The organism is Acinetobacter sp. A22, from assembly GCF_030913345.1.
GTDB classification, from domain to species: domain Bacteria; phylum Pseudomonadota; class Gammaproteobacteria; order Pseudomonadales; family Moraxellaceae; genus Acinetobacter; species Acinetobacter junii.
On the sequence record NZ_CP133162.1, the window covers coordinates 829,009 to 843,160 of the forward strand.

At 36.8% G+C, this 14,152-nt stretch carries 10 protein-coding genes and 1 pseudogene; 9 read left to right on the top strand and 2 right to left on the bottom strand.

Translation table 11 applies throughout. The features are described 5' to 3' along the window. The first annotated feature begins 42 nt into the window (after positions 1 to 42). The 6 genes and pseudogenes from Q9Q86_RS04190 to Q9Q86_RS04215 all read left to right on the top strand — a co-directional run bounded on the left by Q9Q86_RS04190 (position 43) and on the right by Q9Q86_RS04215 (position 4,106). Complete coding sequence (locus Q9Q86_RS04190; protein ID WP_164978095.1) at positions 43 to 771, top strand: HesA/MoeB/ThiF family protein; 729 nt, start codon at positions 43 to 45, stop codon at positions 769 to 771. A 57-nt stretch (positions 772 to 828) separates the two neighbouring features. Beyond that, positions 829 to 2,127 carry an AarF/ABC1/UbiB kinase family protein gene (locus tag Q9Q86_RS04195; protein ID WP_112986919.1) on the top strand — a complete coding sequence of 433 codons (1,299 nt, stop codon included), beginning with the start codon at positions 829 to 831 and terminating at the stop codon, positions 2,125 to 2,127. 26 nt (positions 2,128 to 2,153) lie between these two features. After that, positions 2,154 to 2,534: a dihydroneopterin aldolase gene (folB, locus tag Q9Q86_RS04200; protein WP_004911755.1), complete on the top strand. Its 381-nt coding sequence runs from the start codon at positions 2,154 to 2,156 to the stop codon at positions 2,532 to 2,534. Next, positions 2,491 to 2,925 (top strand): 2-amino-4-hydroxy-6-hydroxymethyldihydropteridine diphosphokinase, encoded by a 435-nt coding sequence (locus tag Q9Q86_RS04205; protein WP_112986920.1) that lies wholly within the window; start codon positions 2,491 to 2,493, stop codon positions 2,923 to 2,925. Before folB ends, Q9Q86_RS04205 begins: the two co-directional genes overlap by 44 nt. A 33-nt stretch (positions 2,926 to 2,958) precedes the next feature. Continuing rightward, positions 2,959 to 3,510, top strand: coding sequence for a DUF2799 domain-containing protein (locus tag Q9Q86_RS04210; RefSeq protein ID WP_112986921.1), 552 nt, complete (start codon positions 2,959 to 2,961; stop codon positions 3,508 to 3,510). Positions 3,511 to 3,648: 138 nt separating this feature from the next. Beyond that, positions 3,649 to 4,106 (top strand): annotated as a pseudogene (locus Q9Q86_RS04215) (hypothetical protein). Between the two features lie 63 nt (positions 4,107 to 4,169). On the opposite strand, the gene coq7 reads toward Q9Q86_RS04215, so the two are convergent. Together coq7 and Q9Q86_RS04225 are read right to left on the bottom strand one after the other, a co-directional pair. Further along, the gene (gene coq7, locus Q9Q86_RS04220) at positions 4,170 to 4,805 is read right to left on the bottom strand and encodes a 2-polyprenyl-3-methyl-6-methoxy-1,4-benzoquinone monooxygenase (RefSeq protein ID WP_004911746.1); all 636 of its coding nucleotides are present in this window, start codon (positions 4,803 to 4,805) and stop codon (positions 4,170 to 4,172) included. Positions 4,806 to 4,808: 3 nt separating this feature from the next. Continuing rightward, a complete protein-coding gene (locus Q9Q86_RS04225) occupies positions 4,809 to 6,131 on the bottom strand; it encodes an MFS transporter (protein WP_112986922.1) in 1,323 nt (440 codons plus the stop codon). Positions 6,132 to 6,293: 162 nt separating this feature from the next. Here Q9Q86_RS04225 and Q9Q86_RS04230 point away from each other — a divergent pair, with 162 nt between their 5' ends. The 3 genes from Q9Q86_RS04230 (at position 6,294) to Q9Q86_RS04240 (ending at position 14,141) form a co-directional block, all read left to right on the top strand. Continuing rightward, a complete protein-coding gene (locus tag Q9Q86_RS04230; RefSeq protein WP_112986923.1) occupies positions 6,294 to 9,008 on the top strand; it encodes an autotransporter assembly complex family protein in 2,715 nt (904 codons plus the stop codon). Positions 9,009 to 9,054: 46 nt separating this feature from the next. Next, a complete protein-coding gene (locus Q9Q86_RS04235) occupies positions 9,055 to 13,560 on the top strand; it encodes a translocation/assembly module TamB domain-containing protein (protein WP_112986924.1) in 4,506 nt (1,501 codons plus the stop codon). A gap of 131 nt (positions 13,561 to 13,691) precedes the next feature. Next, positions 13,692 to 14,141 (top strand): DUF4124 domain-containing protein, encoded by a 450-nt coding sequence (locus Q9Q86_RS04240; RefSeq protein ID WP_112986925.1) that lies wholly within the window; start codon positions 13,692 to 13,694, stop codon positions 14,139 to 14,141. Positions 14,142 to 14,152: the final 11 nt, after the last annotated feature.

Below are 14,152 nucleotides of genomic sequence, written 5' to 3' on the forward strand. Positions count from 1 at the left end.
TCAATTCATCCAGAAAACGAATTTGAATTAACAAATGATGAAATGCATCTTTATAGTCGTCAAATCTTACTTGATGGTTGGGATATTGAAGCTCAAGAAAAATTAAAATTAGCAAATGTACTGATTATTGGAGCTGGTGGAATAGGGTGTACTAGTGCGGAGCTACTCGCACGAGCAGGTGTTGGAAAAATCACGATTGTAGATGCTGATACAATTGAAATGAGTAATTTACAACGTCAAATTGCATTCACTCCAAATGATATCGGTCGCTACAAAGCCGAAATATTAGCAAAACACTTACAAGTGATTAATCCGCACATACATGTTAGCTATAAAAACATACGATTTGATGAAACGAATGCTGATGATTTAATACAGCATCAAGATGTAGTGTTGGATGGGTGTGATAACTTTACGACACGTTATTTAGCCAATGCGATCTGTAAGAAATATCAAGTACCTCTAATTAGCGCTTCTGCAATCGGATTTGAAGGACAAATGTTCATGGTGGAGTCAGATTCTGCTTGTTATGAATGTCTATTTCCTAAAGAAGATCACGCAAATGAGGGCATGCGTTGTGCAGAGTCAGGCGTGTTGGCAACAACTCCTGTAATGATAGCGTCATTACAAGCACATCACACATTGTTATTTCTAGGCTTGGGATTAACCCCACTGAAGCAAAAGCTATTACTCTGGAATGGTTTTAATTTATCGCAACGTATTCTTAAATTTGAAAAAGATGCAAATTGTCCAGTTTGTCGGGCAACTTAAACAGTAAAGTTTCTGAAATTTGCTAAACTAATGCCATCTATGAGGCAATGAAAGATTATGAAAAGAAATATCTTATTTGATGGATTGCGTTCTGTTGCACGGATAGGTGAAACAGTGATTGTTGCTGCACAGGCAGGTGTGAAATATGCAACTGAGAAGCCAAGTAACGCAAAACTAATGCGTGAGACATTTGAGTCGCTAGGTTCTACATATATTAAATTGGGTCAGTTTATTGCAAGTACACCATCACTATTTCCTCGTGAATATGTTGAGGAATTCCAAGGGTGCTTAGATCAAACACCAACTTTACCGTTTAGTTATATCCAAGAAGTACTTGCTGAAGAGTTTGAAGGTAAAAACTTGAATGAAATTTTTAGTTTCATTGACGAAAAACCATTAGCTTCAGCTTCTATTGCACAGGTGCATGCTGCAAAACTTGTGACAGGTGAAGATGTCGTACTAAAAGTACAAAAACCAGGTGTTGAAACCATTCTTTATACTGACTTAAACGTCGTACATTGGGCGACTAAGCTATTAGAGCGTGCAGTTCCAAAAATTAAATTTGCGTCATTATCTGAAATAGTAGACGAAATCAAAACACGCATGGTGCGTGAAGTGGATTTTATTGAAGAAGCACAAAACTTGGATGACTTTGTACAGTATCTCAATGTTTCGGGCAATCAAGCTGCAACAGCGCCAAAAGTTTATCATCAGTTTTCAACGCGCCGTGTTTTAACGATGCAACGTTTATATGGCGTATCTTTGACTGATTTTGATGTGGTAAAAAAATACGCTAAAGATCCAACTCAAGTATTAATTACAGCGATGAATACGTGGTTTGGTAGTTTAATGCTATGTAAGAGTTTCCATGCTGATTTACATGCTGGAAATTTAATGTTGCTTGAAGATGGTCGTGTTGGTTTCATCGATTTTGGGATTGTAGGTCAATTAAAACCTGAAGTATGGACGGCTTGCATGGCATTTATGGATGCTTTACAGCATACCAATTACGCTGCGATGGCTGAAAATATGCTTAAGATGGGGATGACGCATCTTAAGATCGATACTCAAGTCTTAGCAGATGATTTAGAACGTTTATTTAGTGGTGCGCTGTTGGCAGACCCTCAAGAAATTTTAAGTTCTAACCCTGCTGATTTGAATGACATCATGATGGACATGATTGGGGTTGGTGAGCGTCATGGCATCAAATTCCCGCGTGACTTCGCTTTGTTATTCAAACAAATGTTATATTTTGATCGTTTTATGCGAGTTTTAGCGCCTTATACTGATATTTATGCTGACCAACGTTTGAAAATGGTTCACAATATTGAACCTGCTTCATTTCTAAAGCATTAATTAAATTATCAGTTTATTGGGTCATTATGGATGCCATTATTATAGAAGGATTAAAAGTTGATACGGTAATAGGGTGTTTCAATTGGGAGCGCCAAATCATTCAACCTTTAATGTTAGATCTAACCATTCATAATGATCTTAATCAGGCTGCACAATCTGATGAGCTAGACGATACATTAAATTATGCACAAATATGTGAACTAGCTGCTCAAGTGATTCAACAAGCAAAACCTAAGTTAATAGAGCATGCAGCACAGTTAGTTCTTGAAAAATTATTTTTAGTATTTCCCTCGATTGAGTCAATTATTATAACAATTCGTAAACCCGCAATTATTGCACAAGCCAATGCAGTAGGAATTCGCCTTGAACGCAACAGAAACGATTTTTGCGCTCGCACTGGCGAGTAATGTTCAACAGCAGCAGAATTTCACTTTTGCATATGCTCAGCTTGCGCAATTAGGAAAAGTGGAATTTTCAGCGATTTATCAAATTCCTTGTAGAGATGCCGTAGGTGCAGACTACTGGAATTCAGCATGCTTATTAAAAAGTGAGCTGACCGTGGATGAAGTCTTGGATATTCTAAAGTATCTTGAAACTCAATCAGGTCGTGTTCGTCCATCTCATTATATTAGTTTGGACATAGACGTTATTGCTTGGGGGAAAGATTTAGAGCATATGCAATTCAATCCTAAAAAATTACCATTAGCAAATGATGTTAAAATTCCATTGCTTGAATTGTGGCAGCATGAAGCATTAAATTATGATGACAAGCTACAATATCCAGTCATCAAAATATAATTTTAAAGATTACGATAATAAAAGGACTCATTTATGAAAGTCATTTTCCTGCTTACAACATTGTCATTTTTGTTTTCTGGCTGCGCAGCAATGAGTGTTGAGCAATGTAAAACTGCAAATTGGTTTAATGTTGGTGAGAAAGACGGTTCGGCAGGTCGTGAATCTAGACTTGATCAATATTATTCTTCGTGCCAAAAAGCAAACATTACTCCGAATCAAAACTTATATGAAAAGGGTTATCAGAAAGGGTTAAATTTTTATTGCCGTCCAGAGACAATCTTTGATGAAGCTTTGGAAGGACGTGGTGATTATCGTGTTTGTCCGATTGAAAAACGTGATGCATTACGTACATATTATCAAGTCGCACATGAATACTACCAAGCTAATTCTGCGTTTGAACGTTCACAGACAGATATTGGTTATTATTTAAAGGAATTAGAGCGTAAAGATTTATCGGTAAAAGACCGGGATGATTACAAAAAGCGTTTATATGATTTGCGTTTAAATAGCAGTAGAGTTCAGTATCGTTATCAAGATGCAGTAAGAAATCTCGAGCGATTCAAAGCAGAGCGCGGATTACAGTAATTCATTCAAGAAAACTTGGTATATAAATAGAACCCATTGAATAAATGGGTTTTATTTTTTGATTCAACAATTGTGATACATACATGTTGAGTTTATCAGTGTTTGAATAACTCTTATAAGCTTTTAAACGGTAATAATATGAGAAATATACTTCTTGTTTTGTCAATTCTTCCGAGTATCTTGATCACCAATCAAGCTTTTGCAATTGATGAAAAATATAGACACCAATTAGAACAATCAGGTTGTACTCAGCTGAGTGAATTGCAAGGTTGTGATATAAGAAAATCTAAGCAAGAGAATATAAAAGCAGGATTTGTAGAAAATAATACACAGGATGCACTGGAAGGTAAAAGAAGTATTGAACCACAGTGGATCGCTGAAAGAACGGATGGGAAGATACTTGCTCGTATCAAAATTGATGATAAAGAGCGAGTATGGGTGAATGATTATCGAGTCATTGCAATTAAGAAAAAAGTCAAATAACTTTTAGGCAGGGAAAAATTAATTACACGATTTTCACGGATCAGGAAAAAGGATCTGAAAGTTTCTGGTATGACCGTTACTCAAAAGATAGAGGAAAAATTGTTTTGCAATAATTAGTACTATTTTAATGAAGTGCAGAGAGTTACATCATCGCAACTCCCTGTATTACTCAAATTTTAAAGGTAATAACTTGTTTTAGTCATCAATTTTGAGATGGCCGTCATCGTGATTTTAACAGGCACAGGAAGTTCTACGCCGCCAGCATTTAATGCTGTTTCGCGATGATGCAATTCATCTTCATTCATTTGTTCTAAAATTTTACGTGAACGTTCATCATGAGCTGGAAGCTGCTGTATATGCTCTTGTAAGTGTTGGCTGACTTGACGTTCTGTTTCAGCAACAAACCCCAAGCTATATTTATCACCTGCAATGCCTGCAATTGCACCCATACCATAAGATAAACCATACCATATCGGATTTAAAATGCTGGTATGACTGTCTAATTCTTTTAAACGATCTTCACACCATGCTAAGTGGTCTTGCTCTTCAAGTGCTGCTTGTTGCATTTCTTGTTTAACATGTGGAAGCTTTGCGGTCAGTGCTTGTCCATGATAAAGCGCTTGAGCGCAGACTTCTCCGCTATGATTAACTCGCATTAATCCCGCAACATGACGAGCATCGCTAACACATAACTGCGAAGGGGTTTCTTCTGCAGGATTGTTGCGTTGTGATGTCGTAGCACCAGGAACTAAGCTGCGTAATGCTTGGTCAAATGAATTGATCATCTTATCGAGACCTGTGTAATGACGCATATATTAATCCTCTAGAGTATGGGGAGCATTCGCTAACAGAGGTTGTAAGCGCTTCAATAACCAAATTGAGAAAAAAGCACTTAAAACAGCTGTGATGATAAATAAGATTTTAATATCAATTTTTAAAATGCTTAAGATTAAAATTGAAAAAATTGCTGAACTGACCATGAAAACAGCGTTTAGAATATTGTTTGCAGCAACGACACGAGCACGATGTGAACGTGGTGAATACGCTTGCATCATGGCATATAGAGGAACGATATAAAATCCACCACTAATTCCAAGTAGCGTTACAGCGATCATGACGTGGTAGTAAACCAAACCTTGAGTAAACAAATCTTTTAAATTAAGAAGTTCACCAGTGCGTTCAGGTACAAATGCAAGACTTGCAGCTAAGTAAAGTGCAAATACAGTCAAACCAACCGCGCCATAAGGAACCATCTTGATATTGATGTCACTGCCACCGATCTTACGGCATAGTAATGAGCCGACACCGATCCCGACCGAAAAGAAAGTGAGTAATAAGCTTACGACATTTTCAGATGCATGAAGATTTTGTTGAGTGAGTTGGGGGATTTGAGTGAGGTACGTCGCACCATAAAACCAATACCAAGAGTTTCCAAGCAGGATCATGAATAGAACAGGAATTTTTTTTACATAACTCAATGTCTGAAAGCTGGTTCTAATAAAATTCCAATCAATTTTTAAATCAGGAGATGCAATCTTTTGCGGAAGAATAAAGCGACTGCTTAAATAGCCTAAGCAGGCAATCGTAACAACTGTGACACTAATCCACAATAAATTACCTTCTGAAGATGCAATAACAGCACCACCTAAGATCATGCCAAGTAAAATTGCGATAGAGGTTCCAGATTGAAACAGTGCGTTTCCTGACATTAACTCATTTGGTTTTAATATTTCAGGCAAAATGGCATATTTGATGGGACCGAAACAGGTCGAATGTGTGCCCATTAAAAATAAAGCAAAAAGCAAAAGCCATAAGTTTCCGAGTAAGAAACCTGCTGTACCAATCAACATGATCACGATTTCAAGGATTTTAATAAAACGAATTAGTTGTGAACGTTCGTATTTATCCGCGATTTGTCCTGCTGTAGCAGAGAAGAAGAAATAGGGTAAGATGAATAGCAAGGCAGCTAAATTATTTAAAGTACTAATCGGTGCGCTTTGTTGTTGGATCCACCCATAAGTTATGACCAAAAGCAGTGCTTGTTTATATACATTATCATTCAGTGCCCCAAAAAATTGAGTGAAAAACATCGGGACAAACCGACGTGATGTCATTAAGTGGTCATCTTGTTTCATCATGTGTTCACTTCATTGTGTTTTATAAAAAAATGTGACTTACTGTAAAAATACTAGAAAATGCATGTATGATACTTTCAATGTTTGATTGGATGAAAATCAAAGATTTGAAGAAATTTTCACCCATCAAAAAAAGATAAATTAAAAATAAGTTTAGAGTTTCACATGCCATCTAAAGATAAGTTTAAACAGTCAACACTGGTTCATTCTATGCATTTAATATTTAAAATGCAGGGATTTCCTAAACTTATTTGTAGTAGTTTTATAATTAGTTCTTTTATATCAGTTGCTTGTGCTCAAGAGCAAATTGCTGATATGTCTAAAATTAATTCAATAGAGACACCATCATCTTCTGATCAAACATTACAAACTCTAGCATCGGCTGATGTGAATGCTTCGGCAACAGTAGAGCCATCGACTGTAACTGTTTCAGAATTAGACAGTCTTGCTGCATTAAAACAACAAGAACAAACAATCAATCAAATTGAAGAATTAAAACCTATACAGTTCGATGAAAATCTAGAGGATTTGCCAGTAGTTCCAGTTGATCAGAACATGGCAAACGAAATTTATCGTGTTGCAGAAGAAGCGAAAAATGAAGCTAAAAACTATCGAGCAAATGCCACACAAACCACAGTCAATGATGTTTCTCAAACAGAACTGACAGAAATAACAAAAGCACCTGTAAACATCAATGAATTAATGCAGGAAATTCAGGCTGATAGTAAGATTGTTGTAGAAGCAAATGAAACTGGGAGAACATTAGCTGACTTCCAAGCTAAATCTGAACCAGCACCTGAAAAAGTTGGATTTTTTAAGAAAATTATTAATCGATTCAAACCCGAAAATATTTTAAATACGGACAAAGTTCCTCGAATTAGTGCAGATGTATCTGGTGCGCCACCTGAATTGGCAGCAAATATCAAAGCGAAACTTTCTAGTTTTACGCAAGAATCATTTGATGATTTTGCAGTAGCTTTACCTCAATTACGTGCATTATCAAATCAAGCAGCTCAAGCTGTAGGATATTACAATGCAGAATTTAAGTTTGAAAAAGTCAGTGAAAGCAAAGTTAAAGTCAATGTTACACCAAATAAACCTGTAATTATCAACGAGCAAAATATAGACTTTACTGGGGCAGGTGAAAATTTACCTCAGTTTCAAGTTATTCGCTTAGTTCCGATCCAAGATGAAAAAGATATTTTTAATCATGGAAAATATGAAGAGACAAAAAGCAAAATTGTTAATACTGCTACAGATAATGGCTTCTTCGATGCATACTGGCGACTCCATGATGTGAAGATTAGTCAACCAAAAAAAATTGCAGATATTAATTTAAAATATGAAACAGGCGAGCGATATAAACTGAAGAAAGTTGAATATCGCATGAGTGATCCAAGTAAGCCTTTACCACTCACTCAAAAAGTTTTAGACAGTTTGGCACCTTGGAAAGAGGGTGATGATTATGCTTTTTGGCGTGTGAATCTATTAGCAAATAACTTAACGAATACACGATATTTTAACTATACCTTGGTTGACACAATTAAGCCTGATCCAATTCAACCACCTTTAGAGCTTCCTCCTGATTTGCAAGCTTTAGTCGATCAGCAGCGTATTCAAGAATCTCAGTTATTAAATAGTCAACAAAAAGCAGATTTAGCTAGGCAGAAAGTCACATCCTCTCAAGAGGTTACACAAGATGTAGTTGATGAATCCCAGTTCTCTGGTGGTCAATCTGCACAGCCTTATGCATTGGCTAGAGCGATGCCACTTGCTGATGACCATGATGATGAAGAGGAAGAACGTCAAAAATTAGAAGAACAAACTCGTATTGAGAAAAAAATTCCTGTAGTCGTGACTTTAAATGCAGATCGATTGAATAGCTTAGAGACGGGTATTGGTTACGGAACTGATACGGGTCCCCGTATTCGTAGTCAATACAGACGTGCAATCGTGAATAAATATGGTCATGCATTTGATGCCAATATTGAGCTTTCACAAATTCGTCAATCAATCGATGGTCGTTATAGCATTCCATATAAACATCCACTCAACGATTACTTTAACTTAGTTGGTGGTTATGAGCGTGAAGAACGTGATGATATTGGTCCTGATATAAATCTATTGGTTGAATCAGCAGTTATAGGTGGAGAGCGAATCATTAAGAATCCTCTTGGTGATTGGCAACATACGATGGGTTTTCGTTATCGTCTAGATCGATTAACAAAAAAAGGTGATGTCAATGTTGACGAATTACCTGATGCATTTAAAGTTTCAGGTATTGATTCAGAACAAGAGTCATTGTTATTCGGTTATGAGGCATCGAAAACGAATGCAAACTCTCGGTTAAATCCGACAAAAGGATTTAAGCAAACTTATAAAGTCGAATTGGGATCAGAATCCTTATTATCTGATGCTAACATGGCTATTTTAACTGCTGGATGGCGATTTATTTATTCATTAGGTGAAAATGAAGACCATCAGTTTGTAGGTCGTGGCGATGCTAGTTATATTTTTACCGATGATTTCAATAAAGTTCCTTATAATTTAAGATTCTTTACAGGTGGTGATCAATCATTACGTGGTTTTGACTATAAAAGCTTATCACCTGAAGAAGATGGCTATAAAATTGGTGGTCAAGCCCTAGGTGTTGGCTCATTTGAATATAATTATCAATTTAAAGATGGTTGGCGAGCAGCCATATTTTCCGATTTTGGTAATGCTTATGATAAACAATTTAGCAACCCTACAGAATATAGTATAGGTGTTGGTATACGTTGGCGCTCACCAATTGGTCCAATTCGACTGGATGTCGCTTCTGGTATATCCAACGACAATAATCCAATTCGTTTACACTTTTTTATTGGTCCACAACTTTAATAATCTTAAACAAAACCTATTCAAAGGTTAAAAAATCAGGTTGATTATGTCGGAAGTAGAACAGCAATTAACGCCTTCAAATGGACCGAAAAAACAGCGTCATACGATAAGAACTATTGTTTTAGTCCTGTTAATGACGCTTGTAGTACTTATCAGTTCATTACTTGTCATGATGTCTACGGATAAAGGCAGCCGTTTTCTACTTGATCGTGTTTTGCAAAGTCAAAAGATGATTCGTTATGAATATGAAAGTGGTAATTTACTTTCAGGAATCATTTTAAAAAATGTTCTTGTCCAACTGAAAGCTGTAGATGTTTCGCTTGATCGTGCTGATGTATCTTTGGGTTGGCGTGCAGTATTCAAAAAAGAAATACATTTAAGCCATGCTGATGTTCAAAATTTCAAAGTTATTAATAAAAAGCCACCATCAGGAAAACCATTTGCATTTGATGCAATCAAGCTTCCTTTTGTATTAAGAGTTGATGAGGCGAATTTAGATCATTTGGTCATTAAGACAACAACATCTGAAGTGAAGTTTAATGATATTTATTTGAAAGATGCCCTATGGTCAGGTACCAAATTAGAGTTTGAAGACTCACATATGGACATGGGATATTTGGCTGTAAAGAATGCGACAGGTCAGATGGATTTTAGTGGTAAATATCCGATTGACGCGAAAGCTGATCTTATTATTCCATCTCTTAAAAGTTTAGATATCAATGTCATAAAGGTAGTTGCTTCAGGTACATTAGATACGCTAAAAGCAGGTGTAGCAACGCAAACACCAGATTTGCTCACAGGCTGGACTGTTTTACATCCAGTACGTGATGGTGTGCCAATGCAGGGCGAGCTTTTATTCAAAAACTATCATTTGCCTTTATTAAAAGAACAAAAATTATTTGCTAAAGATGGTGTTGCACGTTTTAACGGTAACATCAAAAAACTTATTTTAAGTTTAGATACCGATCTTAAAGGTGAGCAAATTCCTGAAGGAAAATATAATGCTTTGATGGAAACGGACCTTAGAAACCAGTTAAATATTCAGGATTTTAACGGTCAGGTGATGAATGGTAGCGTTTCACTAAAAGGGATTGTAAGTTGGAAAGATCATGTTGCATGGGACATTAAAGGTCGACTTGATCGACTTAATCCTAAAAATAAAATCATCCCTCAGGTAGCTCAAGACTTTTTGCCACCAACGTTGGACGCAAATCTGAGTTCAATTGGTTCTATGGAAAAAGGGTTGGCATTGAATGCACAGCTGGCTTTTGATCAATACGAGACTTGGAATGTAAAACTTAATCAAGCAAAAGCGATATCCAATAAACCTCAACCGATGCTACTTGATATTGCTTGGCAAGGAATTGATCGAGCAGTGCCATATATCGGATGGTTAAGTAGTGATAATGGTCAAACCAACATTACACTTAAAGAAGGTCAGCAAGATATCTTTGTTTCGACTACTGTAAAGCCACATGAAAAAACAGTATTGCCAACGGGTAAATATGATGCTCGCTTAGATGTTAAAGGTAGTTTGTTAGATATCGAAAATTTTCGTTATCAGGCAGAAAATGGAAGCTTATCGGGTCTAGCAAAAATTAAACTTCCAACTGAAAAACAGCAACTCTCATGGAGTGCAACGCTTAAAGCAGATAATTTCAATCCGCAAACTGTAGCTACAGCGGCACCAGTAAATTTATTAAATGGACAAATTGTTGCTAAAGGTTTTGCTAAACCAAATCAGCAGATTATTCAATTTGATAATATTGATTTAAATGGTCAGTTAGCCCAATCAAATACATCTGAAAAAATTGCACTTAAAGGGAAAAGTACAGTAGCTTTAATTTTCCATGATCAAAAAAATGGTGGTGGATTTAAGAGTTATGCGGTTCAGTATGATGGTTCATTAAATGCTTTAAATCAGGCAAATGGATTATTAAAAATTGATGTTGCTGGCACGCCTGATTACGTGAAAATTAATGAGTTCAAGCATGATGGTGTGGCTGGAAAATTATTTGCAACAGGCTCAGTCAATCTAAAAGATAAATTAGGTTGGAATATTGAAACCTCATTAGTTCGTTTCAAGCCCCAATATTTTGTTTCAAGTGTCAAAGGTGAAATTTCAGGACATGTCAAATCACAGGGTGTGTGGTCTGATGACCTAAAACGAGTTGATATACGTCAACTCAATGCGGCAGGTTTTATTAACAATAAACCAGTTCGAGGACGAGGTAATTTAACACTTTTGCTTGATTCAAATCAAAAAGGGTTCTTACCACAACAATTTGAAGCAAATGATTTATTTTTTGCATATGCACAAAACCAATTACAAGCAACTGGTAATGCACAAAGTTTAAAAGTTAAATTAAACGCACCAGCTTTGTATGAAATCTATCCCGGATTGCAAGGTCGAGCGTATGGTAATTTAAATATACAATCTCAACCGAAACTGAAAGCAACAGCAAACATCGCTGTAGATAATTTTGCATTTAACAACCTAGTTAGTATTAAGTCATTACGTGTGCAAGGTGAACTACCAACTTCAGAGACGACACCAACGATTTTAACTGCGAAGGTAAATCAAGTACGCAATGGAAATCGTGAAATTGAAAATGCAGTTGTGAATCTCGCTGGTACTCGCAAAGCGCATTTGTTAAAAGTTGAAAGTAAAAATAAGCAGTCTAATTTTTATGTTCAACTCGCAGGTGGATTTAATCAAAACAACGATTGGTTAGGTCAGTTGCAAAAAGGTAATTTCACTTCGCGTAGAATTAGTCTAGTACAGAATCAAAGTGCGCCGATTATATATACCTCATCTGCTGCTGAACTGTTTGTAGGGCAGCATTGTTGGTCAAGCTCTCATAGCCAGTTATGCCTTGATCAGGCTGCACGTATGAGTAAAACTAAAGGAAATGTTTCTTTTCTCACAAAAAATCTTGATTTAAATGATTTTGCTGCATTTATGCCAGAAGGTTTAGCTGTTACAGGACAGTTAAATGGTTATGCACGTGCATCATGGGCAAATGGTACGCGACCAAAATTAGATGCAACATTAGTAACCCGTAAAGGTGAAATTGGTCTTGCTGCTGCTGATCCCCAAGATCCTGCGACAACAGTCACTTATGATGAACTTAGTTTAATCGCAAAAAGCGTTGGTGAAGGATTGTTATTCAGAGTGGATATGAAAACACCTGATATTGGAACAGGTTATGCCAATGTGATTATTAATCCATTCCAAAGCAATATGCCAATGCGCGGTGAAATTGCTTTTGATGAAGTTCAGCTCAAAGTATTTAAGCCATTTATTAAAGATGTACGTTCTATGGCTGGCACTTTATCGCTTGCTGGAAAAGTGGACGGAACTTTAACACAACCACAATTTACAGGTGAAATGCGTTTGAAAAATGGCGCTATTAGTATGATTTCATTACCTGTGAATTTAAATAATATTCAGCTTTATTCTTCGATTCGACAAGATTCAGCAAGCATAGATGGTGCATTTAATAGTGGACAAGGTGTAGGTCGTTTAAAAGGTAGCTTTGACTGGAAAAATGATCCTCATTTAGCATTAACACTTAAAGGCGATAATCTATTAGTTCGCCAAGCACCAATGATTACAGCGATTGTTAAACCCGATTTAAGCTTGGATGTTTATCCATTTGCTCAACGTTTAAGTTTGAAAGGTACGATTGATGTTCCTCGTGCTCGTATTTCCATGCCAGAAAGTTCAGCAACGGTGGTGAATGTTTCACCTGATGTACGTGTGGTGCATCAAGGACAAGATCTACTCGCTACTTTAAAAGCAGCGAAACCATGGGATATCCGTGCTGATATGACGGTAAATCTCGGTAATCAAGTTATTTTCCAAGGCTTTGAAAGTAATATCCCATTGGTCGGACGTCTACATCTGTCACAACGTGGTTTAGAAACAGCCATGCGAGCAAATGGTGCAATTGGTGTAAGCCAAAAAGTGAAGATTGAAGCTTATGGTCAGAGTCTCGACTTGAATCGTGCAATTGCTCGTTTTAATGGACCTCTTGCAAACCCAACCTTAGATATTGATGCAAATAAACCTGTACAAGGAAGCATGGTCGGCGTGCGTGTTACGGGTACTGCGACCGTGCCTAATGTTCAAGTGTACAATGATGCAGGTCTGTCTGAGCAAGAAGCACTCAATGCATTATTAACAGGACGTATTAATGAAGGTGGTAGCGGTTTAAGTAACACTGAAGGATTCAAATCTGATGTTAATAATACAATCGCTGCCGCTGGAATCAGCATGGGCTTAGGTGGAACTAGAGCTTTAACGAATCAAATTGGGCGAACTTTTGGCTTAAGTGGATTGGCATTAGATGCTCAGGGAACTGGCGATGATACCCAAGTGAGTTTAACGGGTTATATTACGCCAGACTTATTTATTCGCTATGGTATTGGTGTATTTACACCTGTCAATAAATTGACTTTGCGATATCAAATGAATCGTCGACTTTATTTGGAAGCAAGTCAGTCCCTAGAACGAGCTATTGACTTATTCTACAACTGGCGCTTCTAGATAAACATTATAAAACCTGCCTTGTTCAGATAAGGCAGGTTTTTTTACATTACTTTTAAAATATAAATGTGATATTATTATATATAAGTAATTGAAAAATATAGATAAATGACATTTTTTGGAGGAAGGGGATGAAATGTGTCACTTTTAGTCAGCTTTTGGCAATCGTTAGTATTGGTTTGATGAGTAGTTCATTTCAACTTAATGCGAAAGAATACTACAAATGGGTAGATGCGAAGGGTGTAACTACATATTCAGCGACACCGCCACCCACCAAGAAACAAGAGCCTCAACTTCAAAATATGACGGTTGGAAACACAGCTAATCATGCTGTACCAACCCAAGTTCAGGCTCAATTGGTTAAAGAAACAAAAACAGCAGTAGTTGCAACAACACCTCAAACTAAAAATGTAGCACTTGCAGCAAAAACAGAAGTTTTGATTCCGATCAAGAATTGTAATGGGGTTCGTTGTTGGGACACTAAAGGTAAAGCTTACAATCTAGTACAAGGCAATACATATCTCTCTTCGACTGGTGGCAAATGTCTCAAAACAACAAACAACATGTCGTGTACAAAATGATATGTAATTTT